25 protein-coding genes are annotated in these 26,836 nt (G+C 66.5%); 14 read left to right on the top strand and 11 right to left on the bottom strand.

Annotation, left to right across the window (positions count from 1 at the left end):
- Window positions 1-140: 140 nt before the first annotated feature.
- The 9 genes from coxB to BMZ19_RS17760 all read left to right on the top strand — a co-directional run bounded on the left by coxB (window position 141) and on the right by BMZ19_RS17760 (window position 8,657).
- Window positions 141-1,265 carry a cytochrome c oxidase subunit II gene (coxB, locus tag BMZ19_RS17800; RefSeq protein ID WP_090312925.1) on the top strand — a complete coding sequence of 375 codons (1,125 nt, stop codon included), beginning with the start codon at window positions 141-143 and terminating at the stop codon, window positions 1,263-1,265.
- A gap of 5 nt (window positions 1,266-1,270) precedes the next feature.
- Window positions 1,271-2,866, top strand: a complete 1,596-nt coding sequence (gene ctaD / locus BMZ19_RS17795) for a cytochrome c oxidase subunit I (protein ID WP_090312924.1) — start codon at window positions 1,271-1,273, stop codon at window positions 2,864-2,866.
- Between the two features lie 25 nt (window positions 2,867-2,891).
- Window positions 2,892-3,443, top strand: a complete 552-nt coding sequence (locus BMZ19_RS17790) for a cytochrome c oxidase assembly protein (RefSeq protein ID WP_090312923.1) — start codon at window positions 2,892-2,894, stop codon at window positions 3,441-3,443.
- 90 nt (window positions 3,444-3,533) lie between these two features.
- Window positions 3,534-4,439, top strand: coding sequence for a cytochrome c oxidase subunit 3 (locus BMZ19_RS17785; protein ID WP_090312922.1), 906 nt, complete (start codon window positions 3,534-3,536; stop codon window positions 4,437-4,439).
- 37 nt (window positions 4,440-4,476) lie between these two features.
- Window positions 4,477-5,205 carry an SURF1 family protein gene (locus BMZ19_RS17780; protein ID WP_170847804.1) on the top strand — a complete coding sequence of 243 codons (729 nt, stop codon included), beginning with the start codon at window positions 4,477-4,479 and terminating at the stop codon, window positions 5,203-5,205.
- On the top strand, window positions 5,183-5,776 hold the full coding sequence (locus BMZ19_RS17775; RefSeq protein WP_090312920.1) for a hypothetical protein: 594 nt from the start codon (window positions 5,183-5,185) through the stop codon (window positions 5,774-5,776). The genes BMZ19_RS17780 and BMZ19_RS17775 overlap by 23 nt, the downstream gene beginning before the upstream one ends.
- A 164-nt stretch (window positions 5,777-5,940) precedes the next feature.
- Window positions 5,941-7,008 carry a COX15/CtaA family protein gene (locus tag BMZ19_RS17770; RefSeq protein ID WP_090312919.1) on the top strand — a complete coding sequence of 356 codons (1,068 nt, stop codon included), beginning with the start codon at window positions 5,941-5,943 and terminating at the stop codon, window positions 7,006-7,008.
- Window positions 7,009-7,049: 41 nt separating this feature from the next.
- Window positions 7,050-7,949, top strand: coding sequence for a heme o synthase (cyoE, locus tag BMZ19_RS17765; protein WP_090312918.1), 900 nt, complete (start codon window positions 7,050-7,052; stop codon window positions 7,947-7,949).
- Window positions 7,950-8,024: 75 nt separating this feature from the next.
- Window positions 8,025-8,657, top strand: coding sequence for an SCO family protein (locus BMZ19_RS17760; protein WP_090312917.1), 633 nt, complete (start codon window positions 8,025-8,027; stop codon window positions 8,655-8,657).
- Between the two features lie 134 nt (window positions 8,658-8,791).
- Here the strand turns inward: BMZ19_RS17760 and BMZ19_RS17755 are convergent, their stop codons facing one another.
- The 8 genes from BMZ19_RS17755 to BMZ19_RS17720 form a co-directional block, all read right to left on the bottom strand.
- Window positions 8,792-9,637, bottom strand: coding sequence for an ABC transporter permease subunit (locus BMZ19_RS17755; RefSeq protein ID WP_090312916.1), 846 nt, complete (start codon window positions 9,635-9,637; stop codon window positions 8,792-8,794).
- Between the two features lie 82 nt (window positions 9,638-9,719).
- Entirely contained in the window at window positions 9,720-10,601 is an 882-nt protein-coding gene (locus BMZ19_RS17750) for an ABC transporter permease subunit (protein ID WP_170847803.1), read from the bottom strand.
- Window positions 10,602-10,618: 17 nt separating this feature from the next.
- Window positions 10,619-11,767, bottom strand: coding sequence for an ABC transporter ATP-binding protein (locus BMZ19_RS17745; RefSeq protein WP_090312914.1), 1,149 nt, complete (start codon window positions 11,765-11,767; stop codon window positions 10,619-10,621).
- Window positions 11,768-11,823: 56 nt separating this feature from the next.
- A complete protein-coding gene (locus BMZ19_RS17740; RefSeq protein WP_090312938.1) occupies window positions 11,824-12,903 on the bottom strand; it encodes a polyamine ABC transporter substrate-binding protein in 1,080 nt (359 codons plus the stop codon).
- A 117-nt stretch (window positions 12,904-13,020) separates the two neighbouring features.
- Window positions 13,021-14,118: a polyamine ABC transporter substrate-binding protein gene (locus tag BMZ19_RS17735; protein WP_090312913.1), complete on the bottom strand. Its 1,098-nt coding sequence runs from the start codon at window positions 14,116-14,118 to the stop codon at window positions 13,021-13,023.
- A gap of 167 nt (window positions 14,119-14,285) precedes the next feature.
- Complete coding sequence (locus tag BMZ19_RS17730) at window positions 14,286-15,644, bottom strand: aspartate aminotransferase family protein (protein ID WP_090312912.1); 1,359 nt, start codon at window positions 15,642-15,644, stop codon at window positions 14,286-14,288.
- A gap of 41 nt (window positions 15,645-15,685) precedes the next feature.
- Entirely contained in the window at window positions 15,686-17,044 is a 1,359-nt protein-coding gene (locus BMZ19_RS17725) for a glutamine synthetase family protein (protein ID WP_090312911.1), read from the bottom strand.
- 37 nt (window positions 17,045-17,081) lie between these two features.
- The gene (locus BMZ19_RS17720; RefSeq protein WP_090312910.1) at window positions 17,082-17,834 is read right to left on the bottom strand and encodes a gamma-glutamyl-gamma-aminobutyrate hydrolase family protein; all 753 of its coding nucleotides are present in this window, start codon (window positions 17,832-17,834) and stop codon (window positions 17,082-17,084) included.
- 266 nt (window positions 17,835-18,100) lie between these two features.
- On the opposite strand from BMZ19_RS17720, the gene BMZ19_RS17715 reads away from it, so the two are divergent.
- The 3 genes from BMZ19_RS17715 to aguA all read left to right on the top strand — a co-directional run bounded on the left by BMZ19_RS17715 (window position 18,101) and on the right by aguA (window position 21,794).
- Complete coding sequence (locus BMZ19_RS17715) at window positions 18,101-19,477, top strand: glutamine synthetase family protein (RefSeq protein WP_090312909.1); 1,377 nt, start codon at window positions 18,101-18,103, stop codon at window positions 19,475-19,477.
- 194 nt (window positions 19,478-19,671) lie between these two features.
- Window positions 19,672-20,553 (top strand): N-carbamoylputrescine amidase, encoded by an 882-nt coding sequence (gene aguB, locus BMZ19_RS17710; RefSeq protein ID WP_090312908.1) that lies wholly within the window; start codon window positions 19,672-19,674, stop codon window positions 20,551-20,553.
- Window positions 20,554-20,687: 134 nt separating this feature from the next.
- Window positions 20,688-21,794, top strand: a complete 1,107-nt coding sequence (gene aguA / locus BMZ19_RS17705; RefSeq protein WP_090312907.1) for an agmatine deiminase — start codon at window positions 20,688-20,690, stop codon at window positions 21,792-21,794.
- Between the two features lie 48 nt (window positions 21,795-21,842).
- On the opposite strand, the gene BMZ19_RS17700 is transcribed toward aguA, so the two are convergent.
- A complete protein-coding gene (locus tag BMZ19_RS17700) occupies window positions 21,843-23,219 on the bottom strand; it encodes a TRAP transporter large permease (RefSeq protein ID WP_090312906.1) in 1,377 nt (458 codons plus the stop codon).
- Window positions 23,212-23,757, bottom strand: coding sequence for a TRAP transporter small permease subunit (locus BMZ19_RS17695; RefSeq protein WP_090312905.1), 546 nt, complete (start codon window positions 23,755-23,757; stop codon window positions 23,212-23,214). Before BMZ19_RS17695 ends, BMZ19_RS17700 begins: the two co-directional genes overlap by 8 nt.
- 205 nt (window positions 23,758-23,962) lie before the next feature.
- On the opposite strand from BMZ19_RS17695, the gene BMZ19_RS17690 reads away from it, so the two are divergent.
- Window positions 23,963-25,060, top strand: a complete 1,098-nt coding sequence (locus BMZ19_RS17690) for a TRAP transporter substrate-binding protein (protein WP_090312904.1) — start codon at window positions 23,963-23,965, stop codon at window positions 25,058-25,060.
- Window positions 25,061-25,182: 122 nt separating this feature from the next.
- Here BMZ19_RS17690 and BMZ19_RS17685 read toward each other — a convergent pair whose 3' ends face one another.
- Window positions 25,183-25,584 carry an acyl-CoA thioesterase gene (locus BMZ19_RS17685; RefSeq protein WP_090312903.1) on the bottom strand — a complete coding sequence of 134 codons (402 nt, stop codon included), beginning with the start codon at window positions 25,582-25,584 and terminating at the stop codon, window positions 25,183-25,185.
- A gap of 216 nt (window positions 25,585-25,800) precedes the next feature.
- Here BMZ19_RS17685 and BMZ19_RS17680 point away from each other — a divergent pair, with 216 nt between their 5' ends.
- The gene (locus BMZ19_RS17680) at window positions 25,801-26,769 is read left to right on the top strand and encodes a phosphate ABC transporter substrate-binding protein PstS family protein (RefSeq protein WP_090312902.1); all 969 of its coding nucleotides are present in this window, start codon (window positions 25,801-25,803) and stop codon (window positions 26,767-26,769) included.
- Window positions 26,770-26,836: the final 67 nt, after the last annotated feature.

The raw sequence follows: 26,836 nt of genomic DNA, 5'->3' as shown, positions 1-26,836 counted from the left end.
TCGTCTGGTGGCACTGAATGGAACCGGCGGGAGTTCCAGCAGGGCAGGGGGCGATTTGGACCGCGGGTAGTCTGGTGGTCCCTTCCCTTGGCTGCAGGCAACAAGCCGGCACGAATAAGAAGAACGGAAGGGGACCCGGAATGTCGCGACATCCGCGTTTGTGGCTGGGGGCCACGCTTTGGCTGGCAACCCTGCCAGCTCAGGCGAACTGGGCCGTGAACATGAGTCCGGGCGCTACCGAGGTCAGCCGCTCGGTATTCGACCTGCACATGACCATCTTCTGGATCTGCGTGGTCATCGGCGTGGTGGTGTTCGGTGCGATGTTCTGGTCGATGCTCATGCACCGGCGCAGCCAGGGTCAGCAGCCGGCGCAGTTCCACGAGCACACCTGGGTGGAGATCCTCTGGACCATCGTGCCCTTCGTCATCCTCGTGCTGATGGCGGTGCCGGCCACTCGCACCTTGATCGATATCTACGACAACAGCGAATCCGACCTGGACATCCAGATCACCGGCTACCAGTGGAAGTGGCACTACAAGTACCTGGGCCAGGACGTCGAGTTCTTCAGCAACCTCGCTACCCCGCGCACGCAGATCGACAACCAGGCACCCAAGGACGAGCACTACCTGCTGGAAGTGGACAACCCGCTGGTGGTGCCGGTCGGCGCCAAGGTGCGCTTTCTGGTCACCGCCGCCGACGTGATCCACTCCTGGTGGGTGCCGGCGCTGGCGGTGAAGAAGGACGCCATCCCCGGCTTCGTCAACGAGGCCTGGACGCGCATCGAACAGCCCGGCATCTACCGCGGCCAGTGCACCGAGCTGTGCGGCAAGGACCACGGCTTCATGCCGGTGGTGGTCGAGGCCAAGTCCGCCGAGGACTATGCCGCCTGGCTGGCCGAGCGCAAGGCCGTGGCGCTGGCGGAGAAGGAGCTGACCGGCAAGGAGTGGACATTCGACGAGTTGATGGCGCGCGGCGAGCAGGCCTACCAGACCAACTGCGCGGCCTGTCACCAGCCCACCGGCGAAGGCATGCCGCCGGTATTCCCGGCGCTCAAGGGCTCGGCCATCGCCACCGGGCCGAAGGAAGGCCATCTGGCCATCGTGCTCAACGGCAAGCCCGGCACCGCCATGGCCGCCTTCGGCAAACAGCTGTCCGAGGTCGATCTGGCCGCGATCATCACCTTCGAGCGTAACGCCTGGGGCAACAAGGTCGGTGACCTGGTCACGCCGCAGGACATTGCGGCGTTCAAGCAGGCACAGGAGTGACGGACATGAGCGCAGTGATCGACTCTCACGGGCATGCCCACGGCCCGGCCCGCGGCCTGATGCGCTGGGTGCTGACCACCAACCACAAGGACATCGGCACGATGTACCTGGTGTTCAGCTTCGCCATGTTCCTGTTCGGCGGCAGCATGGCCATGGTCATCCGCGCCGAGCTGTTCCAGCCCGGCCTGCAGATCGTCCAACCGGAGTTCTTCAACCAGATGACCACCATGCACGGTCTGGTCATGGTGTTCGGCGCGGTGATGCCGGCCTTCGTCGGTCTGGCCAACTGGATGATCCCGCTAATGATCGGTGCGCCGGACATGGCCCTGCCGCGGATGAACAACTTCAGCTTCTGGCTGCTGCCGGCGGCCTTCGGCCTGCTCGCCAGCACCTTGTTCATGGAGGGTGGCGGACCCAATTTCGGCTGGACCTTCTACGCGCCGCTATCCACCACCTACGCGCCGGAGAGCGTCACCTTCTTCATCTTCGCCGTGCACCTGATGGGCATCAGCTCGATCATGGGCGCGATCAACGTCATCGCCACCGTGCTCAACCTGCGTGCGCCGGGGCTGACCCTGATGCAGATGCCGCTGTTCGTATGGACCTGGCTGATCACCGCCTTCCTGTTGATCGCGGTGATGCCGGTGCTGGCCGGGGTGGTGACCATGATGCTGATGGACATCCACTTCGGCACCAGCTTCTTCAGCGCCGCCGGCGGCGGCGACCCGGTGCTGTTCCAGCACGTGTTCTGGTTCTTCGGCCACCCAGAGGTGTACATCATGATCCTGCCCGCCTTCGGCGCGGTCAGCGCGATCATTCCCACCTTCAGCCGCAAGCCGCTGTTCGGCTACACCTCGATGGTCTACGCCACCGGCGCCATCGCCTTCCTGTCGTTCATCGTCTGGGCCCACCACATGTTCACCGTCGGCATCCCGCTGACCGGCGAACTGTTCTTCATGTACGCCACCATGCTGATTGCCGTGCCAACCGGGGTGAAGGTGTTCAACTGGGCCAGCACCATGTGGCGCGGCTCGCTCTCCTTCGAGGCGCCGATGCTGTTCGCCGTGGCCTTCGTCATCCTGTTCACCATCGGCGGCTTCTCCGGACTGATGCTGGCCATCGCCCCTGCCGACTTCCAGTACCACGACACCTACTTCGTGGTGGCGCACTTCCACTACGTGCTGGTGCCGGGAGCGATCTTCGGCATCTTCGCCTCGGCCTACTACTGGCTGCCGAAGTGGACCGGGCACATGTACGACGAGACGCTGGCCAAGCTGCACTTCTGGCTGAGCTTCGTCGGCATGAACCTGGCCTTCTTCCCCATGCACTTCGTCGGCCTGGCCGGCATGCCGCGGCGCATCCCCGACTACAACCTGATGTTCGCCAACTTCAACATGGTGTCCAGCATCGGCGCCTTCCTGTTCGGCGCCACCCAGCTGCTGTTCCTGTTCATCGTCATCAAGTGCGTGCGTGGTGGACCGGTGGCGGCGGCCAAGCCGTGGGACGGCGCCCATGGCCTGGAATGGACGGTGCCTTCGCCGGCGCCCTACCACACCTTCCAGACCCCGCCGGAAGTCGACGAGCGCAGCCGGCTGCACTGAGTGCGGCCGGCGTGAGGAGAGGGCAATGAGCGACAGCGTCGACACCCGCCGTCTGGTTCTCCGCCTGCTGCTGGCGGTGACGGTCATGTTCGGCTTCGGTTTCGCCCTGGTGCCGATCTACGACGTGATGTGCCAGGCCTTCGGCATCAACGGCAAGACCGCCGGCGCGTACAGCGGCAGCCAGCAGGTGGACGAGGCGCGCACCGTGCGCGTGCAGTTCCTCGCCACCAACGCCGCCGGCATGGTCTGGAGCTTCGCGCCGCAGCAGGACGAGCTGAGCGTGCACCCCGGGGCCAGCAACCAGATGCTGTTCGTCGTCCACAACCCGACGGACCGGCCGATGACCGCCCAGGCCATCCCCAGCGTGGCGCCGTCGAAGGCGGCAGCGTTTTTCCACAAGACCGAGTGCTTCTGCTTCACCCAGCAGGTGCTGCAACCGGGCGAGCGCATCGAGATGCCGGTGCGCTTCATCGTCGACCGCGACCTGCCGGCCGATGTGCGCCACCTCACCCTGGGCTACACGTTGTTCGACATCAGCGAACGGCAGCCGCCGCTGGCGCAGCACGCCGCCAACTGACGGGGAGCCATCCGGACAGGACCACGGTGCGCAGGACGCACCCAACGCAGCGAGCAGGCCGCGCCGCCGGCACGGTCGAGGAGAACAAGCATGGCGAGCCACGAGCAGAACCAGGTTCATGAGCAGTACTACGTCCCGGAACAGAGCAAGTGGCCGATCATCGCCAGCATCGGCCTGCTGGTCACGGTGTTCGGCCTCGGCACCTGGTTCAACGACCTCAAGGCCGCGCGCGCCGACTCGGTCGGCCCGCTGATCTTCTTCGTCGGCGCCCTGCTGCTGGCCTACATGCTGTTCGGCTGGTTCGGCAACGTCATCCACGAGAGCCGCAGCGGCCTGTACAGCGGGCAGATGGACCGCTCGTTCCGCTGGGGCATGCGCTGGTTCATCTTCTCCGAGGTGATGTTCTTCGCCGCCTTCTTTGGCGCGCTGTTCTATCTGCGGGTGTTCGTCGGCCCCTGGCTGGACGGTGTCGGCGACAAGGGCGTCAGCGCCATGCTGTGGCCGGACTTCCAGTTCAGCTGGCCGCTGCTCGCCAACCCCGACCCGCAGGCCTACCCGGCGCCGCAGGGGATCATCGACCCCTGGCACCTGCCGCTGATCAACACCGTGCTGCTGGTCAGCTCCAGTTTCACCCTGACCTTCGCCCACCATGCCCTGCGCCACGACAAGCGCGGCGCGCTCAAGGCCTGGCTGGCGCTGACCGTGCTGCTCGGCGCGGCCTTCCTGGTGCTGCAGGCCGAAGAGTACGTGCATGCCTACACCGAACTGGATCTGACCCTGAGTTCAGGCGTCTACGGTGCCACCTTCTTCATGCTCACCGGCTTCCACGGCGCCCACGTCACCATCGGCGCGCTGATGCTGCTGGTGATGCTGATCCGCATCCTGCGTGGGCATTTCGCGCCGGAGCAGCACTTCGGCTTCGAGGCGGCCAGCTGGTACTGGCACTTCGTCGACGTGGTGTGGGTCGGCCTGTTCGTCTTCGTCTACGTGCTGTGAAGGCGTGAGCATGTCGGTGCCTGCCGTCCGCCCGCGAGTGTCGCGCTTTCGCCCGGGGCTGCTGCCGACCTTGCTGGTGCTGGTCCTGCTGCCGCTGCTGCTGGGCCTCGGCTTCTGGCAGCTGCAACGCGCCGAGGACAAGCGCGTGCTGCTCGCCGAGCAGGCCGCGCGCAGCCAGGAGCCGGCGCTGGAGCTGGTCGAGCTGGAGGCCGCGGGCGAGCAGTCCTTTCGCCGCGTGCGCCTGATCGGCGAGTTCGATGACCAATACAGCCTGCTGCTGGACAACCGCCAGCGCGGCGGGCGCGTCGGTATCGAGCTGCTGCAACCGTTTCTCGACCGCCCCAGCGGACGCTGGGTGCTGGTCAACCGTGGCTGGCTGCCCTGGCCGCAGCGGGCTATTCCGCCGGCGTTCGATACCCCGCAAGGCGAGCTGCAGCTGATGGCCACGGTCCACCGGCCGGCGGGAGAGGCCTTCCTGCTCGGCGACGGCGCCCCGGGCGAGGGCTGGCCGCGGCTGGTCAATGCCGTGGATGCGCCGGCGCTGTGGCGCGAACTGGGCCGCGACGGACTGGCCGCCGAGCTGCGCCTGGCGCCCGGTCCGGCCAGCTACGTCGGCGAGTGGGCGGTAGTAACTGTGGGACCGGAAAAGCATCTGGGCTATGCGGTGCAGTGGTTCGCCCTGGCGGCGACCCTGCTGGGCTTGTATCTGTGGTTGGGCGTGAAGCAGTCAAGGGAGAGGCGCTATGGGTTCCACACTGACGTTTGAACCGCTGCCGCGGCGGCAGGGTCGCGGACGCTGGCAGCTGCTCGGCCTGCTGGCCGTGGTGATAGGCCCCATGCTGCTGGCCAGCGCCATGTACCGCTGGCAGTTCTGGGTGCCGCAGACGCGCAGCTATCACGGCGAGCTGATCGCCACCGGGCAGACCCCGAGCGACCTCGGCGTGGCGGGCAGCTGGGGTATCGAGGCCGGCGACGAGCCGCGCCGCTGGCAGCTGCTGGTGACCAGCGCCGACGACTGCGGCGCCGATTGCCGGGCGCTGGTCTACCTCGCGCGGCAGATCCACATCGGCCTCAATCGCGAGGTGGGCCGTGCCGGGCATGCCCTAGCCCACGGGGCGGCACTGCCGGCCGACTACGACGCCGAGCTGCGCGCGGGCTATCCTCAGCTGCAGCGTCTGGCGCTGGACGTCGAGCGCTATCCCGAGCCCAAGGCGGGCGCGCAGCTGTGGATCGTCGACCCCCACGGCAATCTGGTCCTGCGCTACGGCGCCGGCAGCAACGGCAAGCAGATCCTCGAGGACCTGCGCTATCTGCTCAAGCTGTCGCAGATTGGCTGAGCGGACGGGCGGTTTGCCGGGCGCCTGCTAGATTCAACACAGGCGATGGAAAAACAACGAACCACTCACCTCGCCGCCACGACGGGTGAATGTGCGGAAAAGGCGGGAGCCTTCACCCGAGACTGCTTTACCGGCTGTGCAGGAATCCGGGGGGAGGATCTGCCATGGCGACAACCACAAGAAGACCGGGTTACCGGCTCGCCCTGTGCGCCACCGTGCTGGCGTTGCTGGTGGTCATGCTCGGTGCCTATACCCGCCTGACCCACGCAGGCCTTGGCTGCCCGGACTGGCCGGGCTGCTACGGCTTTCTCGGCGTGCCGCGGAGCGAGGCGCAGCTGGCCCATGCCGAGCGGCATTTCCCCGATGCCCCGGTGGAGGCGGAGAAGGGCTGGAACGAGATGGTCCATCGCTATTTCGCCGGCAGCCTCGGCCTGCTGATCCTCCTGCTCGCCGTGCAGGCGCTACGCCGTCGCGAGATTCCCGGACAACCGCTGAAGCTGCCGCTGGCCCTGCTGGCGCTGGTGCTGCTGCAGGCGGCGTTCGGCATGTGGACGGTGACCCTCAAGCTGTGGCCGCAGGTGGTCACCGCCCATCTGCTCGGCGGCTTCGCCACCCTCGGTCTGCTGTTCCTGCTCACCCTGCGCCTGTCCGGTGCGCTGCCGCCGCTGGCTGGCGTGTTGCGCCACCTGCGTGTGCTGGCGGCGCTGGCGCTGCTCGCCCTGATCGGGCAGATCGCCCTCGGCGGCTGGGTCAGCAGCAACTATGCGGCGGTGGCCTGCGTCGATCTGCCCACCTGCCACGGCCAGTGGTGGCCGGCGATGGACTTCGCCAACGGCTTCCATCTGACCCAGCACATCGGCCCCAACTACCTCGGCGGCCAGCTCGACAGCGACGCGCGCACCGCCATCCACATGAGTCATCGCCTCGGCGCATTGCTGGTCAGCGCGCTGTTGCTGGGTCTCGCCTGGCAGCTACACCGCGGCGGCCTCGGCCGGCTGGCCGCGCTGCTGCTGCTGGCGCTGGGCGTGCAGGTGAGTCTGGGCATCAGCAACGTGCTGTGGCACCTGCCGCTGGCGGTGGCGGTGGCGCACAACCTCGGCGGCGCCGCGCTGCTGCTGGTGCTGGTGCTGGTCAACTACCGGCTGCGCGCGCCGCTGCTGGCCAAGCAGGATGCCGGGCTGCGCCTGATCGGCCGCGGTGGCGACGAGGTGCGGCTGTATTCGCGGTCGTAGCGGGCGGCGACAGAAGAACAACAACGAGGGGAGGGAACGCCATGACCACTCTGGTGCAGCAACGCCAGGCCCACGCCGGCTGGCGCGATTATCTGGAACTGACCAAACCCAAGGTGGTGGTGCTGATGCTTATCACTGCGCTGGTCGGCATGTTCCTCGCCACCGACCGCGGCGTGCCGTGGACGGTGCTGCTGTTCGGCAACCTCGGCATCGGCCTGTGCGCCGGCGCGGCGGCGGCGGTCAACCACGTGGTGGACCGCCGCATCGACGCGATCATGGCGCGCACCCGCCTGCGCCCGCTGGTGGCCGGGCGCGTCTCGCCGGGCGCGGCGCTGGCCTTCGCCCTGGTCCTGGCGCTGGCCGGTCAGGCGCTGCTGCTGACCTTCACCAACGCGCTGACCGCCTGGCTGACCCTGGCCTCGCTGCTCGGTTACGCTGCCCTGTACACCGGCTTTCTCAAGCGCGCCACGCCGCAGAACATCGTCATCGGCGGCCTGGCCGGCGCGGCGCCGCCGCTGCTCGGCTGGACCGCGGTGACCGGCCAGCTGGATGCCGAGGGGCTGCTGCTGGTGCTGATCATCTTCGCCTGGACCCCGCCGCACTTCTGGGCGCTGGCCATCCACCGCAAGGACGACTACGCCAAGGCGGAGATCCCCATGCTGCCGGTGACCCACGGCGAGCGCTACACCAAGCTGCACATCCTGCTCTACACCCTGATCCTGTTCGCCGTCAGCCTGCTGCCCTTCGTCATCCACATGAGCGGCCCGCTGTACCTGGCCGGCGCCGTGCTGCTCGGCGCGCGCTTTCTCGACTGGGCCTGGGCGTTGTACCGTGACAGCCGACCGCAGGCCGCGATCAAGACGTTCAAGTACTCTATTACCTACCTGTTCGCCCTGTTCATCGTGCTGCTGGTGGATCACTATCTGCCGCTGCCGTTCTGATCCGGCGGCGAGCCTTCCGCAGCGGGCGTGGCCGGCAGAGCCGCGCCTGTCCCTTCTGCACATGAACCCGAGCCCATGACCCGTATCCACAAGACCGTTCTCATCCTCGCCGCCGTCATCGCCCTGGTGCTCGGCCTGACCGTCAGCAAGGTGCTCAACGCGCCGCAGCAGAGCGACCCGGCGGCGCTGGCCGACGCCGGCATCATCCTGTTGCCGCAGAGTCGCGCCCTGCCGGCATTGAGCCTGCTCGACGAGAACGGCCAGGCGCAGGCCATGGACCAGCTCAAGGGGCGCTGGACCCTGCTGTTCTTCGGCTACACCTTCTGCCCGGACATCTGCCCGACCACCCTGGCCGAGCTGCGCCAGCTCAGGAACCAGCTGCCGCCCGAGGTGCTGGAGCGCTACACGGTGACCATGGTCAGCGTAGATCCCAACCGCGACACCCCCGAGCAGCTCAGGCAGTACCTCGGCTACTACAAGGCCGGCTTCACCGGCCTGACCGGCGAGCTGGCGCAGATCCAGCAGCTGGCCAACGCGGTGAGCATCCCCTTCATCCCCGGCGATACCAGCAAGCAGCACTACACCGTCGATCACAGCGGCAATCTGGCGTTGATCGGCCCGGACGGCCGCCAGCGCGGCTTCATCCGCGCACCGCTGAACCCGGCCAAGCTGGCCCTGCAGCTGCCGCAGGTGCTCAAGCAGGAGTGATGTTGAGTAGGGGCCGATTCATCTGTGATCGGATGTCCTGCGGATCGCGAATGAATGCGCTCCTACCGGAGCGCAGAAACTAAAAGGGCCACCCCGCCGGGTGGCCCTTGTCGTTACGGTCGGGAAAAGGCGCCTCAGCTGCCTTTCACGGTCTCCTCCATGGCCTGGACGATGGCCCGCTTGCGGTGCAGCTCGGCGCGGCGGGTGAAGTACCAGGCGAGGAAGGTGAACAGCGACACCACCAGCAGGATCAGGCTGGCCACCGCGTTGATTTCCGGCTTCACCCCCAGGCGCACGGCGGAGAAGATCTCCATCGGCAAGGTGGTGGCGCCGGGGCCGGAGACGAAGCTGGCCAGTACCAGGTCGTCCAGCGACAGGGCGAAGGACATCATCGCCCCGGCGGCCAGCGACGGCGCGATCATCGGGATGGTGATCAACAGGAACACCTTCCACGGCCGTGCGCCCAGATCCATGGCCGCCTCCTCGATCGACAGGTCCAGCTCGCGCAGGCGCGCCGAGACGATGACCGCCACGTAGGCGGTGCAGAAGGTGGTGTGGGCGATCCAGATGGTCAGCAGGCCGCGCTCGGCCGGCCAGCCGATCAGCTGGCCCATGGCCACGAACAGCAGCAGCAGCGACAGACCGGTGATCACCTCGGGCATCACCAGCGGCGCGGTGACCATGCCGCCGAACACGGTGCGGCCGCGAAAGCGCGGGATGCGGGTCAGCACGAAGGCGGCCAGGGTGCCCAGAGCGGTGGCGGCGATCGCGGTATAGAAGGCGATCTCCAGCGAACGGCCCACTGCGCTCATGAGCTGGCGGTTGTCGAGCAGCCCGGCGTACCAGTGCAGCGACCAGCCGCCCCACACCGTGACCAGGCGCGAGGCGTTGAACGAGTAGATCACCAGGATCAGCATCGGCAGGTAGATGAACAGCATGCCGGCGATCAGCATGCTGCTGGAGAAACTGAAGCGCTTCATGCCCGTCCCTCCAGCTTTTTCGCCCTGCTTTTGGTTGGAAAGCCGGTTGAACAGGATGGCCCGCCCACGCCGTTGGCATACCTCATACCTTGCCCTCCAGTTCCTTGGCCTGGTTCCTGTTGAACAGGATGATCGGCACCAGCAGGATCGCCAGCATCACCACCGCCAGCGCGGCGGCCACCGGCCAGTCGCGGTTGTTGAAAAACTCCTGCCACAGCACCTTGCCGATCATCAGGGTCTCCGGGCCGCCGAGCAGCTCGGGGATGACGAACTCGCCGACCACCGGGATGAACACCAGCATGCAGCCGGCGACGATGCCGTTCTTCGACAGCGGCACGGTGATCTTCCAGAAGCTGGTCAGATGGCGCGCGCCGAGGTCGGCGGCGGCCTCCAGCAGGCTGGCGTCGTGCTTGACCAGGTTGGCGTACAGCGGCAGCACCATGAACGGCAGGTAGGCGTAGACGATGCCGATGTACACGGCGAGGTCGGTGTTGAGGATCTGCAGCGGTGCCTCGATCAGGCCGAGGCCCTGCAGCAGGGCATTGAGCAGGCCGTTGTTGCTGAGGATGCCCATCCAGGCGTAGACGCGGATCAGGATCGCCGTCCAGGTCGGCATCATGATCAGCAGCAGCCACACCGTCTGCATTTCCTTGCTGGCACGGCTGATGGCGTAGGCCATCGGGTAGCCGATCAGCAGGCACAGCAGGGTGCTGATGGTGGCGATCTGCAGCGAACCGAGGTAGGCGGCCAGGTACAGCTCGTCCTCGCTGAGGAACACGTAGTTGCCGAGGTTGAGCAGCACGCTCAGCTGGTTGTCGGCCCAGCTGACGATCTCGCTGTACGGCGGAATCGCCACCTCGACTTCGGCGAAGCTGATCTTCAGCACGATGGCGAACGGCAGCAGGAAGAACAGCAGCAGCCAGAAGAACGGCACGCCGATGACCAACTGGCGGCCGGAGGGCAGCAGGCGCTTGGACGGGTTCATGACTGCAGCACCACGCCGCTGTCGTCGATCCACGACACGTACACCGGGTCGCCCCAGGTCGGGCGCTGCACGTGGCGCTCGGCATTGGCCATGAACGCCTGCACCACCAGACCCGAGGGCAGCTCGACGTGGTACACCGAATGGCCGCCGAGGTAGGCGATGTCCCGCACCTTGCCGGTCGACCAGTTGTAGTCGGCGTGCTCCAGCTCGGGTTTGTCCATGCTCAGCAGCAGCTTTTCCGGGCGCAGGGCGTAGGTGACGTGCTTCTCCTCGGCGCGGGTGGATATGCCGTGGCCGATGTAGATCGGCCGCTCCAGCTGCGGGCAGACGATCATCGCGTGGTCGGGGTCGTCCTCCACCAGCTCGCCCTCGAACAGGTTGACGCTGCCGATGAACTCGCAGACCAGCCGGCTGGCCGGGGTCTCGTAGATGTCCATCGGCGTGCCGACCTGGGCGATCCAGCCCTGGTGCATGATGGCGATGCGCCCGGCCATGGTCATCGCCTCTTCCTGGTCGTGGGTGACCAGCATGCAGGTCACGCCGACCCGCTCGATGATCTCCACCAGTTCCAGCTGCATCTGCGAGCGCAGCTTCTTGTCCAGTGCGCCCATCGGCTCGTCGAGCAGCAGCAGCTTGGGCCGTTTGGCCAGCGAGCGGGCCAGGGCCACGCGCTGGCGCTGGCCGCCGGACAGCTGGTGCGGCTTGCGCCGGGCGTACTGGCTCATCTGCACCAGCTTGAGCATCTCGGCCACGCGTTCGTCGATCTCGGCCTTGGGCAGGCCGTCCTGCTTGAGGCCGAAGGCGATGTTCTGTTCCACGCTCATGTGCGGGAACAGCGCGTAGGACTGGAACATCATGTTGATCGGCCGCTCGTAGGGCGGCAGATCGGTGATGTCCTGGCCGTCGAGGAGGATGCGTCCCTCGCTGGGCCGTTCGAAGCCGGCGAGCATGCGCAGCAGGGTCGACTTGCCGCAGCCGGAGCCGCCGAGCAGGGCGAAGATCTCGCCCTTGTGGATGCTCAGCGAGACGTCGTCCACCGCGATCATTTCGTCGAACTTCTTGGTTACCCGGTCGATCTTGACGAGGATTTCCCTGGCTTGCGCGTCGGTCACGGCTTTCTTTTGGGCAGTGGGGGGTGTCGCCATCTAATACTCCCAGAGCTGGCGAACCCGGCCGCCTGGCGGGGCCGGGTGAGTGGGGGTCATTGGCCGGACTTGATGCGGGTCCAGCTACGGGTCATGAGGCGCTGCACATTAGCGGGCAATTGCGCAGAAACAAAGAGGCGATCCAGCACTTCTTGCGGTGGATAGATGGCCGTGTTGCCGCGAACTTCGGCATCCATCAGGGGGCCGGCCTTGAGGTTGGGGTTGGCGTAGCCGACATGCTCGCTGATCGTGGCGATCACCGCCGGTTGCAGCAGGAAATTGATGAACTGGTGCGCCTCGCGCACGTTCTTCGCATCGGCCGGGATGGCCAGCATGTCGAACCACAGGTTGCCGCCCTCGCGGGGGATGCTGTAGGCGATCTGCACGCCGTTGCCGGCTTCCTCAGCGCGGTCGGCGGCCTGCAGCACGTCGCCGGAGAAGCCGGCGGCCACGCAGATGTCGCCGTTGGCCAGGTCGGCGATGTACTTGGACGAGTGGAAGTAGGTCACGTGGGGACGGATCGCCCGCAGCTTCTCCTCGGCCCTGGCGTAGTCTTCCGGGTTCTGGCTGTTGGGATCGAGGCCCAGGTAGTTGAGCATGGCCGGGATCATCTCGTCGGCCGAGTCGAGGAAGGCCACGCCGCAGGCGGACAGCTTCTCGATGTTCTGCGGTTCGAACAGCACGGCCCAGGAGTCGATGCGCTCGATACCGAGCACCGCCTTGACCTTGTCGACGTTGTAGCCGATGCCGTTGGTGCCCCACAGGTAGGGCACGGCGTAGGCGTTGCCCGGGTCGTTGCGCTCGAGCTGCTGCATCAGCTGCGGGTCGAGGTTGTCCCAGTTGGGCAGCTGGCTGCGGTCGAGCTTCTGGAAGGCGCCGGCCTGGATCTGTCGGCCGAGGAAGTGGTTGGACGGCACCACCACGTCGTAGCCGCTGCGTCCGGCGAGCAGCTTGCCCTCGAGGGTTTCGTTGGCGTCGAACACGTCGTACTGGGCGACGATTCCGGTCTGTTCTTGGAATTCCTGCAGGGTGTTCTCGCCGATGTAGTCAGACCAGTTGTAGATGTGCACGCGCGGCGCCGCCAGCAGCGGGGCGCTGAGCACCAGCGCGGTGGCCGCGCCGAGCAGCAGGGCGATGGGGGATGGGGGCTGCACGGGCGAGTCCTCCTGGTGGGCGGCCAGCGGCGGTGGCCGCTGGCCGGTGAAAGCGCACCCGGCAGTCCGCGGCAGTGCCTGCCGCGGCCCCCGTGGTACTTACTGACCCGACTTGATCTTGGTCCAGCTGCGGGTCATGTCGCGCTGCACCTTGGCCGGCAGGTCGACGGTGGTGTACAGCTTCTTCATGGTCTCGGCGCTCGGGTAGATGCCCGCGTCGTTGCGGATCTCCTCGGCCACCAGCGGGGTCGCCGCGGCGTTGGCGTTGGGGAACTGCACCTCGTCGGTGATCTCGGCCATGATCTCCGGCTGCATCAGGAAGTTGATGAAGGCGTGGGCGCCAGCCGGGTTCTTGGCGTCGGCGGGGATGGCCACCATGTCGAAGAAGGTGCCCGCGCCTTCCTTGGGAATGTTGTAGGAAACCTTCACCGCGCCACCGGCTTCCTCGGCGCGCGACTTGGCCTGGTAGACGTCACCCGAGTAGCCCACGGCCACGCAGATATTGCCGTTGGCCAGGTCGGAGATGTACTTGGAGGAGTGGAAGTAGGTCACCGACGGACGGATCTTGAGGAACAGCGCCTCGGCTTCCTTCAGCTGCTTGGGGTCCTGGCTGTCGGTCGGGTAGCCCAGGTAGTGCAGGGCGATCGGCAGGATCTCGGTCGGCGAGTCGAGGAAGCTCACTCCGCAGCCCTTCAGCTTCTCGATGTTCTCCGGCTTGAACAGCAGATCCCAGGAGTCCACCGGGGCGTTTTCGCCCAGCGCGGCCTTGACCTTCTCCGGGTTGAAGCCGATGCCGATCGAGCCCCACATGTAGGGGATGGCGTACTGGTTGCCCGGGTCGCTGACTTCCAGGGTCTTCAGCAGATCCTTGTTGAGGTTGTCCCAGTTGGACAGCTTGGCCTTGTCCAGCGGCTGGTAGACCTTGGCCTTGATCTGCTTGGCGAGGAAGTTGTTCGACGGCACCACGATGTCGTAGCCCGACTGGCCGGCCAGCAGCTTGGCTTCCAGGGTTTCGTTGCTGTCGTAGACGTCGTAGACGACCTTGATACCGCTCTGCTTCTCGAACTTCTCCAGGGTGTTCGGCGCGATGTAGTCGGACCAGTTGTAGACGTGCAGCACCTTGTCGTCGGCCTGGGCTGCACCGGCTACGGTGACGGCCAGGGCGGCAGCGAGGAGGGTCTTGGCGAATGCTTTCATCGGGTTGTTCTTCCTGTTGTTCCTAATGGTTTCCTGTGGAGCGCCGTCGGCATCCGCACCCCGGGTGAGTCTGGCCAGCGCACGGTGGCAGAGTCTGGCAAGGACTGCCGTGGCGCTCAACTGTCCGCTGCAAAACTGCGGCCAGGATGCGAGCTGCTCCCTGCGCGTCAGCCGCGCACCTCGGCAGCGGTGGCATCCAGGCACTTGCGCGCCAGGCTGACCAACTCGTCGACCTGCTCCGGGGTGATCACCAGCGGCGGCGAGACGATCATGGTGTCGCCCACCGCGCGCATGATCAGGCCGTTGCGGAAGCAGTGCTCGCGACAGCGCATGCCGATGCCGCCCTCGAAGCGGGCGCGGCTCTTCTTGTCCCTGACCAGTTCCAGCGCACCGAGCATGCCCAGGCCGCGGGCCTCGCCCACCAACGGGTGGTCGGCCAGCTCCTGCCAGCGTTTTTGCAAATAGGGTGCCGTTTCCGCCTTCACCCGCTCGACGATCTTCTCCTCGCGCAGGATGCGGATGTTCTCCAGCGCCACGGCGGCGGCTACCGGGTGCCCGGAATAGGTGTAGCCGTGGTAGAACTCGCCGCCCTCGCTCAGGGTCTGTGCCACATGATCGCGGACGATCACCCCACCCATCGGCAGATAGCCGCTGGTCAGGCCCTTGGCGATCGGCATCAGGTCCGGTTCCAGGCCGTAGTACTGGCTGCCGAACCATTCGCCGGTGCGCCCGAAACCGCAGATCACCTCGTCGGCGACGAACAGAATGTCGTACTTGGCGAGGATCTGTCGCACCCGTGGCCAGTAGCTCTGCGGCGGGATGATCACCCCGCCGGCGCCCTGGATCGGCTCGGCGATAAAGGCGGCGACATTCTCCTCGCCGACCTCGAGGATCTTCTTCTCCAGCTCGTTGGCGGCCCACTCGCCGAAGGCCTGCGGATCCATCGCGCCGCTCTCGCCGTACCAGTAGGGCTGGGCGATGTGCTCGATGCCGGGGATCGGCAGGTCGCCCTGCTCGTGCATCGCCTTCATACCGCCGAGGCTGGCGCCGGCCACCGTGGAGCCGTGGTAGCCGTTGATGCGGCCGATGATCACCTTCTTCTGTGGCTGGCCCTTGATCGCCCAGTAGTGGCGCACCAGGCGCAGCACGGTGTCGTTGGCCTCCGAGCCGGAGCCGGTGAAGAACACGTGCTGCATGCCCGGCGGGGTGAGCTCGGCGATCGCCGCCGCCAGCTCGATGGCCGGCGGGTGGGCGGTCTGGAAGAACAGGTTGTAGAAGGGCAGCTCGAGCATCTGCCGGTGGGCGACGTCGGCCAGCTCGCGGCGGCCGTAGCCGACGTTGACGCACCACAGGCCGGCCATGCCGTCGAGGATCTTGTGCCCCTCGCTGTCCCACAGGTAGACGCCGTCGGCGCGGGTGATGATGCGTGCGCCCTTGGCGCCGAGCTGCTTGTAGTCGGTGAAGGGCGCGAGCAGGTGCTCGCGGCCGAGGGCCTGCCACTCGGCGGTGGTGCGGTGCTGGGTCATTGCGCTTCCCCCTGATGAAAATGGTGGTTGGGTGTCTGCACTCACACCGAGAGCAGCAGGAATTCGCGCTCCCAGGAGCTGATCACCCGTTTGAAGTTCTCGTTCTCGACCCGCTTGACCGCCACGTAGCCGCGGCAGAAGCGCCGGCCCAGGTAGCGCTCGAGGGTCTTCGACTGCTCCATGGCCTCCAGCGCCGCCTCGAGGTTGAGCGGCAGGCGCAGGTTGCGCCGCTGGTAGGCGCGGCCCTTGACCTGCGGCGTCGGGTGCAGGCCCTCGACCATGCCGACGTAGCCGCACAGCAGGCTGGCGGCGATGGCCAGGTAGGGGTTGGCGTCGGCGCCCGGCAGGCGGTTCTCCACCCGGCGGTTCTGCGGGTTGGCGTCCGGCACGCGCAGGCCGACGGTGCGGTTCTCCTCGCCCCACTCGACGTTGACCGGCGCCGAGGTGTCGGGCAGGAAGCGGCGGAACGAATTGACGTTGGGCGCGAACAGCGGCAGCGCCTCGGGAATCAGCTTCTGCAGACCGGCGATGTGGTTGAGGAACAGCTCGCTCATGCTGCCGTCCTCGCTGGAGAACACGTTGCGTCCGCTCACCCGGTCGACCACGCTCTGGTGCAGATGCATGGCGCTGCCCGGCTCGCCGGTCATCGGCTTGGCCATGAAGGTGGCGGTGACGCCGTGCTTGAACGCTGCCTCGCGCAAGGTGCGCTTGAACACGAAGATCTGGTCGGCCAGTTGCAGGGCGTCGCCGTGACGGAAGTTGATCTCCATCTGCGCGGTGCCTTCCTCGTGGATCAGGGTGTCCAGGTCCAGGCCCTGGGCCTCGCACCAGGCGTACATGTCCTCGAACAGCGGGTCGAACTCGTTGGCGGCATCGATGGAGAACGACTGCCGGCCGGTCTCCTGGCGTCCGGAGCGGCCCACCGGCGGCTGCAGCGGGTAGTCGGGGTCGTCGCAGCGCTGGGTCAGGTAGAACTCCATCTCCGGTGCCACGATCGGCTGCCAGCCCCGCTCGGCATACAGCTTGAGCACGTGCTTGAGCACGTTGCGCGGCGACAAATCGGTGGGGTTGCCGACCTTGTCGTAGCTGTCGTGGATCACCATCGCGGTCGGCTCGGCGGCCCAGGGCACGAGGAACATCGCCTGCTCGTCCGGGCGGCAGAACATGTCGATGTCGGCCGGGTCAAGCAGCTCGTAGTAGATCTCGTCTTCGACGTAGTCGCCGGTGACGCTCTGCAGCAGCACACTCTCCGGCAGGCGCATGCCGCGCTCGGCGAGGAACTTGCTGGTTGGCGCGATCTTGCCGCGGGCAATACCGTTAAGATCGGTGACCAGGCACTCCACCTCGATGATCTTGCGCTCCTTCAGCCAGCTGCTCAGGCGGTCCAGCTTGGTTGCCATGGTGACCTCGCAAATCAGTAATCCCTTACAGCATGGCTCAGCGTTGCTCTGCCCGCCTGCGGCAGGCCTCGCCGAAGGCGCGGAAGATCGCCAGATAGGCCGGGTGTTCGCTCACCTGCCACTCGGGGTGGAACTGCACGCCGAGGGCGAAGGTGCGCGCGCGCTCGACGGAGAAAGCCTCGACCAGGCCGTCCGGCGCCAGGCCCTCGATGCGCAGGCCAGGCGCCAGGCGCTCGACGCCCTGGCCATGCACCGAGTTGACCTCGAACTGCGGGCCCAGGCCGAGCTGCTCCAGCAGGCCGCCGGGCTGCACGTACAAGGGGTGGCGCAGGCCGTACTGCACTTCCAGCGGTTGCTCCGGATCGTCGCGGTGATCCATGAATGGGCCTACCTCATGCACGCGCTGGTGCAGGGTGCCGCCGAAGGCCACGTTCATCTCCTGGAAGCCGCGGCAGATGCCGAGCAGCGGCACCCCGGCGTCCACCGCCGCGCGGATCAGCGGCAGGGTCAGGCTGTCGCGGGCCGGGTCATGGGGGGTGCCCGGTGCGCTGTCCGGGCCCTGGTAGTGGTGCGGTTCGACGTTGGACGGCGAGCCGGTGAGCAGCAGGCCGTCGAGGCGCTCGAGCAGGTCGGGAATGTCGATCAGCGCGGGGGTGGCCGGGATGACCAGCGGCAGGCCGCCGGCGGCGATGGCCACGGCGCGCAGGTACTTGTCGCCGGCAATGTGGAAGGGATGCGGGCCGATCTGTTTGCTGCAGGCGCTGACGCCGATCAGAGGCTGGCGGGACATGGGGCACCGGTGGTCTTCGGTTGAGGGTCTGATTCGAGATTAGCCTTGTTCGATTTTTTCGACAACTGTTGCCGATTTACCTGAACACGGACGACAAATGGCCGCTGATCGCGCCCGTTGGGCAACCTTGCGCTGCCCCGAAATCGGTCGCCGTGCCCAAACAGCGTGCAACATTTGGGCCTATTGACAACCTATGGCCTTTGGGATTGACTCAAAACCATACCGGCACGTGCTTGAAATTTTTAACAAAGATAAGGTGTCCCATCATGTTGGCCGCTACGAGTGCCGTTCTGCTCGACGAAGCGAACGAGTTCCTTGCGGAACATCCCGAGGTCCAGTTCATCGACCTCCTTATTGCGGACATGAACGGCGTGGTGCGCGGCAAGCGCATCGACCGCAGCAATCTGCTCAAGGTCTACGAGAAGGGCATCAACCTTCCGGCCTCGCTGTTCGCGCTGGATATCCAGGGCACGACCGTGGAAAGCTCGGGGCTGGGCCTCGACATCGGCGATGCCGACCGCGTGTGCCTGCCGATTCCCGGCACCCTGTGCATGGAGCCCTGGCAGCGGCGGCCCACCGCGCAGCTGCTGATGACCATGCACGAGATGGCCGGCAAGCCGTTCTTCGCCGATCCGCGCGAAGTGCTGCGCCAGGTGGTGCAGCGCTTCACCGACATGGGCCTGACCGTGTGCGCGGCCTTCGAGCTGGAGTTCTACCTGATCGATCAGGAGAACGTGAACGGCCGCCCGCAGCCGCCGCGCTCGCCGATCTCCGGCAAGCGCCCGCAGGCGGTGCAGGTCTACTCCATCGACGATCTCGACGAGTACGCCGACTGCCTGCGCGACATCCTCGACGGCGCCCACATCCAGGGGATCCCCGCCGACGCCATCGTCAAGGAAAGTGCGCCGGCGCAGTTCGAGGTCAATCTCAATCATGTCAACGACCCGATCGCGGCCTGCGACTACGCCGTGCTGCTCAAGCGCCTGATCAAGAACACCGCCTACGACCACGAGATGGACACCACCTTCATGGCCAAGCCCTACCCGGGCCAGGCCGGCAATGGGCTGCACGTGCACATCTCGCTGCTCGACAAGGAAGGCAGGAACATCTTCGCCGCCGAGAATCCGCTGGAGAACGACGCCCTGCGCCACGCCATCGGCGGGGTGCTCGAGGCGCTGCCGGCGTCGATGGCCTTCCTGTGCCCGAACGTCAACTCGTACCGCCGCTTCGGCTCGCAGTTCTACGTGCCCAACGCGCCGTCCTGGGGCCTGGACAACCGCACGGTGGCGCTGCGCGTGCCCACCGGCAACCCGGATGCGCTGCGCATCGAGCAGCGCGTGGCCGGCGCCGACGCCAACCCCTACCTGCTGATGGCCTCCTTGCTGGCCGGCGTGCACCATGGCCTGAGCCAGCGGATCGAGCCGGGCGAGCCGATCGAGGGCAACTCCTACGAGCAGGTCGAGCAGAGCCTGCCCAACAACCTGCGCGACGCCCTGCGCGCGCTGGACGACAGCGAGATCCTCGGTCGCTACATCAACCCCGACTACATCGACATCTTCGTCGCCTGCAAGGAACACGAGCTGGAGGAGTTCGAGCACTCGATCTCCGACCTCGAGTACAACTGGTACCTGCATACGGTGTGATGGCTGGCGCTACGCGGTGGACGGTCCGGCCGCGGGGTGATGCGCGAATGTTCATGGCGGGCCAGCGGCCCGCAGCGCCGCGAGGGCGCGCCTCCCACACGAGCGCGCGCTGGTTGATCCACCCTGCCATTTGACCCCGCCGCCATCCTCTGCCAGCTTGAAGGCACTTCCTTCCGCGTCGTCACGAGGTCGCCATGTCCCGCATCGTCACCGTCGCCGCCACCCAGATGGCCTGTTCCTGGGAGCGGTCCGCCAACATCGCCAACGCCGAGAAGCTGGTGCGCCGGGCGGCGGCGCAGGGGGCGCAGATCATCCTCCTCCAGGAGCTGTTCGAAACCCCGTACTTCTGCCAGAAGCCCAACCCGGACTACCTGCAGCTGGCCACCCCGCTGGAAACCAACGAGGCCATCGCACATTTTCGCAAGGTCGCCCGCGAGCTGGCGGTGGTGTTGCCGATCAGCTTCTTCGAGCGTGCCGGGCGCGCGCGCTTCAACAGCATCGCCATCATCGACGCCGATGGCAGCCTGCTCGGCGTCTACCGCAAGAGCCACATTCCCGATGGCCCGGGCTACCACGAGAAGTACTACTTCAACCCCGGCGATACCGGCTTCAAGGTGTGGAACACCTGCTACGCCAGGATCGGCGTCGGCATCTGCTGGGACCAGTGGTTCCCCGAGTGCGCGCGGGCCATGGCCCTGCAGGGTGCCGAGCTGCTGCTCTACCCGACCGCCATCGGCAGCGAGCCGCACGACCCGACCATCACCTCCCGCGAGCACTGGCAGCGCGTGCAGCAGGGCCATGCCGGCGCCAACCTGATGCCGCTGATCGCCAGCAACCGCATCGGTCGCGAAGATCAGGACGACTACCACATCAACTTCTACGGATCGTCGTTCATCACCGACTCGTTCGGGGCCAAGGTCGCCGAACTGGGCGAGGGCGAGGAGGGCGTGCTGGTGCACAGCTTCGATCTCGACCAGCTGGAGCACCTGCGCAGCGCCTGGGGCGTGTTCCGCGACCGCCGGCCGAACCTCTATGGACCGCTGGCAACCCTGGATGGCGAACACAGGTCCGAGTAAGCGCACGGCCATGCTCCCCTCGCCCATTCATGGGAGAGGGGCAGGGGGAGAGGGTGCCTCGGCTGGCCACCCTCTCCCCGACCCTCTCCCGCCAGCGGGAGAGGGAGTTCTTATCCTCTGCCTCAGGTGACCCCATGACCACCCTCAACACCACCCCGCGTGCCGACGGCTTCCGCATGCCGGCCGAATGGGCACCGCACAGCCAGACCTGGATGGTCTGGCCGGAGCGTCCGGACAACTGGCGGCTCGGCGCCAAGCCGGCGCAGGCCGCCTTCGTCGCCGTGGCCAAGGCCATCGCGCGCTTCGAGCCGGTGACGGTGTGCGTCAGCGCCGGGCAGTACGCCAACGCCCGCGCCCGCCTGGCCCATGGCGACATCCGCGTGGTGGAGATGAGCAGCGACGACGCCTGGGTGCGCGATACCGGGCCGACCTTCGTGGTCAACGCCAGCGGCGAGCTGCGCGGGGTGGACTGGACCTTCAACGCCTGGGGTGGCTTCGACGGCGGCCTGTACGCGCCGTGGAACCACGACGACCAGGTGGCCGGCAAGATCCTCGACATCGAGTGCTGCGCGCGCTATCGCACCGAGGGCTTCGTGCTCGAGGGCGGCGCCATCCACGTCGACGGCGAGGGCACCCTGCTGACCACCGAGGAGTGCCTGCTCAACCCCAACCGCAATCCGCAGCTGACCCGTGGCGAGATCGAGGCGGTGCTGCACGCCCATCTGGCGGTGGACAAGGTGATCTGGCTGCCGCACGGGCTGTACAACGACGAGACCGACGGGCACGTCGACAACTTCTGCTGCTTCGTGCGCCCGGGCGAGGTGCTGCTGGCCTGGAGCGACGACGAGCGCGATCCCAACTGGTCGCGCTGCCGGGATGCGCTGGCGGTGCTCGAGCAGGCGCGCGACGCCAAGGGCCGCGCGCTGACCGTGCACCGCATGCCGATTCCCGGCCCGCTGCACGCCAGCGCCGAGGAGTGCGCCGGGGTGGACCTGGTGCCCGGCAGCCAGCCACGCGATCCGTCGATCCGCCTGGCCGGTTCCTACGTCAACTTCCTGATCGTCAACGGCGGCATCGTCGCGCCGAGCTTCGACGATCCGTGTGATGCCGAGGCCGAGGCGATCCTGCAGTGCCTGTTCCCCGCGCACGAGGTGGTGATGGTACCGGGGCGGGAGATCCTCCTCGGCGGCGGCAATATCCACTGCATCACCCAGCAGCAGCCGGCGCCGCGGGGCTCATAAACGCCAAGGGCCGGTCATGTGACCGGCCCTTCTCGTTACAGCTCAGACTTACTTGCCGTACACCACCTCGGGCAGCCAGGTGATCAGGCCCGGCCAGACGTAGGCGACCACCAGCATCAGCAGCTGGATGATGATGAACGGCACCACGCCCTTGTACATCACACTGGTCGGCACCGAGCGCGGGGTGACGCCGCGCAGGTAGAACAGCGAGAAGCCGAATGGCGGGGTGAGGAACGAGGTCTGCAGGTTGAGGGCGATCATCACCCCCAGCCACACCGGGTCGAGGCCCATGGCCAGCAGCACCGGGCCGACGATCGGCACCACCACAAAGGTGATCTCGATGAAGTCGAGGATGAAGCCGAGCAGGAAGATCACCAGCATCACCACGCAGAACGCGCCGAGCACGCCGCCGGGCAGCTGGGCGAACATGTCCTCGATCAGCACCTCGCCGCCGAAGCCGCGGAACACCAGGGAGAACAGCGAGGCGCCGATCAGGATCAGGAACACCATGGCGCTGATCTCGGCGGTGCCGAAGGCCACTTCCTTGAGCTGGGTGAAGTTCAGCTTGCGTTTGCTCAGGGCCAGCAGCATGGCGCCCACCGCGCCCAGCGCCGCGGCCTCGGTCGGGGTGGCGTAGCCGGCGAGGATCGAGCCGAGCACCGCCGCGATCAGCACCAGCGGCGGGATCAGTGCACCGAACAGCTTGCCCCACTCGATCGGCCCCAGCTCCTCCTTGGACAGCGCCGGCAGCTTCTTGGGCTGCAGGATGGCGACGCCGATCAGGTAGAGGATGTACAGGCCGACCAGCACCAGGCCGGGGATCAGCGCGCCGACGAACAGGTCGCCCACCGACACGGTCTTCGGCGAGAACACGCCCATCTTCAGCTGCGCCTGCTGGTAGGCGCTGGACATCACGTCGCCGAGCAGCACGAGGATGATCGACGGCGGAATGATCTGCCCCAGGGTACCGGTGGCGGCGAGGGTGCCGGTGGCCACGGCCGGGTCATAGCCGCGGCGCAGCATGGTCGGCAGGGCCAGCAGACCCATGGTCACCACGGTGGCGCCGACGATGCCGGTGCTGGCGGCGAGCAGCGCGCCGACCACGCACACCGAGATCGCCAGACCGCCGCGCAGGGTGCCGAACAGCCGCGACATCGACTCCAGCAGATCCTCGGCGACCCGCGACTTCTCCAGCATCACGCCCATGAACACGAACAGCGGCACCGCCAGCATGGTCTGGTTGTTCATGATGCCGAACAGGCGGTTGGGCAGGGCGTGCAGGTAGCCGCCATCGAAGGTGCCGGTGAGCATGCCGATGCCGGCGAACAGCAGCGACACGCCGCCGAGGGTGAAGGCCACCGGATAGCCCGCCATCAGCACCACGCAGATGCAGATGAACAGCAGGATTGCCATCATCTCAACCATGGTGCACCTCCGGGAAGGGCAGACGGCCGGCCAGGCGGTAGCCACAGGTGATGATGTCGGCCACGGCCTGCAGGATCAGGCTGACCAGCAGGACCAGGATGATGCTCTTCTGCAGGTAGACGAAGGCCAGGCCGCCGGTCTCGTTGGAGACCTCGCGGGTAGCCCAGGAGGAGGCGACGTAGTCCCAGCTGTTCCAGGCGAGGAACAGGCACACCGGCAGCAGCAGGAACAGGTGGCCGAACAGGTCGATGACCGCCTGCCGGCGTGGCGAACACTTCTGGTAGAAGATATCCACCCGCACGTGGCCGCCACGCTGCAGGGTCCAGGCGGCGGCCCCCATGAACACCAGGGCGTGGGCGTACATCACCGCCTCCTGCACGGCGATGGCGCCGATACCGAAGCCGTAGCGCAACACCACCACCAGGGCGGTGGCGAAGACCAGGAACAGGGTCAGCCAGGCGCAGGCCTGACCGAAACGCGCATTGAGCGTCTCGATGGCGCGCGCCAGTTTCAGCAAGGCAGGCGGTGAATCCGACATGGGCAGATCCTTGTGGTTGTAAATTGGTCAGGCCGGCGATTCTCGCAACAGATGGGCCGGACGGCAATCGGCAGACGAGCGGTAGTTACCGTTTGTCAGTCTAGCCGTTGCGACTAGGCTTGAGATAAAAGTCGAGACTGTGATAACCAAGAGCCAGGCTTGCCGCAACAGCCGGTAGCGCCAGTAAAACAACAAGGAGTCCTGCATGAAACGTCGTGACATTCTCGCCGCTGCCGGTGTCGGTCTGGCCGCCACCGCACTGGCCGGTTGCCAGAAGCAGAACGAAAGCAAGGAAACCCAGGCGGCCGCTCCCGCCGAAACCTTCACCTGGAAGATGGTCACCTCCTGGCCGAAGAACTTTCCCGGGGTGGGCGTTGGCGCCGAGCGCTTCGCCCGCCTGGTCAACGAAATGAGCAACGGCCGCCTGCAGGTCAAGATCTATGCGGCCGGCGAACTGGTGCCGGCGCTGGAGGTGTTCGACGCGGTGTCGCGCGGCACCGCCGAGATGGGCCACGGCGCGCCCTACTACTGGAAGGGCAAGGTGCCGGCCGCGCAGTTCTTCTGCGCCCTGCCGTTCGGCCCCAACGCCCAGGAAATGAACACCTGGCTGCACTACGGCGGCGGCATGCAGCTGTGGGAAGAGGTGTACAAGCCGTTCAACGTGGTGCCCTTCGCCTGCGGCGCCACCGGCGTGCAGACCGCCGGCTGGTTCAACAAGGAAATCAACAGCGTCGACGACTTCAAGGGCCTGAAGATGCGCACCCCGGGCCTCGGCGGCGAGGTGCTGACCAAGATGGGCGGCACCGTGGTCAATCTGCCGGCCGGCGAGATCTTCACCGCCCTGCAGACCGGCGCCATCGACGCCACCGAGTGGATCGGCCCGTACAACGATCTGGCCCTGGGCCTGCACAAGGCGGCCAAGTACTACTACACCCCTGGCTGGCAGGAGCCCAACGTCACCTTCGAGCTGACCGTCAACCAGGGCGCCTGGGACAAGCTGCCGGCCGACCTCAAGGCCATCGTTCGCGCCGCCGCCCGTGACGTCAACGGCGACATGCTCGACGACTACAACGCGCGCAACATGGAGGCCATGGAGAAGCTCAAGGCCGAGGGCGTCGACGTGCGCCGCCTGCCTGACGCGGTCATCGCCCGTCTGCGCGAGGTGGCCGCCGAGGTGGTCGAGGCCAGCGCCGCCGCCGATCCGGCGGCAGCCAAGGTGTGGGCGCAGCAGAAGGCCTACTTCAAGCGCCTGCTCGCCTATGCCGAGGACAACGAGAAGCTGATCTACAACATCCGCAGTTGATTTGCGGCGCGCTCACGCGCGCCGGATACTGGATGCAGAAACGCCAACGCCAGCCCTCGGGCTGGCGTTGTGCTGTCTGGCGCTTGGGGAGTTTTCCACTAGAGTGGGATGACGCGAATGTTTCAGTTGCGTGACGGCAGGGTGCGCGTGCGGCCACTGCTGTCGATGGCGACGAACACGAACACCGCCTCGGTGACCTTGCGCCATTCGCTGTTCAGCGGGTCGTCGCTCCACACCTCGATCAGCAGGCGCACCGAGCTGCGGCCGATATCCACCGTCTGGGTGTAGAACGACAGCTGGGCGCCCACCGCCACCGGCACCAGGAAGGCCATGCGGTCGATGGCCACCGTGGCGACCCGGCCGCCGGCGATGCGGCTGGCCATGGCGGTGCCGGCGAGGTCCATCTGGGCGACCAGCCAGCCGCCATAGATGTCGCCGAAGCCATTGGTTTCGCGCGGCAGGGCGATGATCTGCAGGGCGAGGTCGCCTTGGGGGATGGGGTCGTCCTGTTCGAAATCGTTCATCGGGAAGGGGGCTCGGGTGCGGTTTGTTATTGTGCGGTGCAGCAATTGTGCCAAGGTGCAGAGTATACCGACAGTGGCGAATGCACACGACCGCCGAGCGGCGGCCTGCGGCGAAATGCCCGTCACGCAATTGTCATAATCGCTTCATAGAGTGTTCATGCGGCCTGCCGATACTGGCCCCCGATCAGAACCATTCCAATCCGTTAGGAGCAAGGCATGAAATTGAAGCGTTTGATGGCGGCCATGACCTTCGTCGCCGCCGGCGTCACCACTGCCAGTGCGGTTGCCGCCATTGACCCGGCTCTGCCGACCTACGAAAAGGCCAGCGGCGTATCGGGCAACCTGTCCAGCGTTGGCTCCGACTCCCTGGCCAACCTGATGACCCTGTGGGCCGAGGAATACAAGAAGTTCTACCCGAACGTGAACATCCAGATCCAGGCTGCCGGTTCCTCCACCGCGCCGCCCGCGCTGACCGAAGGCACCGCCAACATGGGCCCGATGAGCCGCGCCATGAAGGACAACGAGATCCAGGCCTTCGAAGAGAAGTACGGCTACAAGCCGACCGCCGTGCCGGTGGCCATCGACGCCCTGGCCGTGTTCGTGCACAAGGACAACCCGATCAAGTCGCTGGACATCGCCCAGGTCGACGCGATCTTCTCCAACACCCGCCTGTGCGGTGGCGACAAGGACATCACCACCTGGGGCGACCTGGGCATGACCGGCGAGTGGGCGGCCAAGCCGATCCAGCTGTTCGGCCGCAACTCGGTGTCCGGCACCTACGGCTACTTCAAGGAAGAAGCCCTGTGCAAGGGTGACTTCAAGGCCAACGTGAACGAGCAGCCGGGTTCCGCCTCGGTAGTGCAGTCGATCTCCAGCACCCTGAACGCCATCGGCTACTCGGGCATCGGCTACAAGACCTCCAGCGTGCGCGCCGTACCGCTGTCCAAGAAGGGCGGCGAAGCCTTCGAAGCCAACGAAGTCAACGCCCTGGCTGGCAAGTTCCCGCTGGCGCGCTACTTCTACGTGTACGTGAACAAGGCGCCGAACAAGCCGCTGAGCCCGCTGGACGCCGAGTTCATCAAGCTGGTGCTGTCCAAGCAGGGCCAGGAAGTGGTGGTGAAGGACGGCTACATCCCGATGCCGAGCAAGATCGCCGCGAAGACCCTGAAGGATCTTGGCCTGTAAGTCGACGACTGACAGTGGCACGGATGCCGCGGGCGTAAGCCCGAGCCAGAGCAGCGCCCGCCCCTCC

Origin of the sequence: Pseudomonas linyingensis (genome assembly GCF_900109175.1) — a bacterium.
Classification (GTDB): domain Bacteria; phylum Pseudomonadota; class Gammaproteobacteria; order Pseudomonadales; family Pseudomonadaceae; genus Geopseudomonas; species Geopseudomonas linyingensis.
Note: the sequence above shows the minus strand (reverse complement) of the source record. Positions and strands in the feature narration are given on the sequence as shown.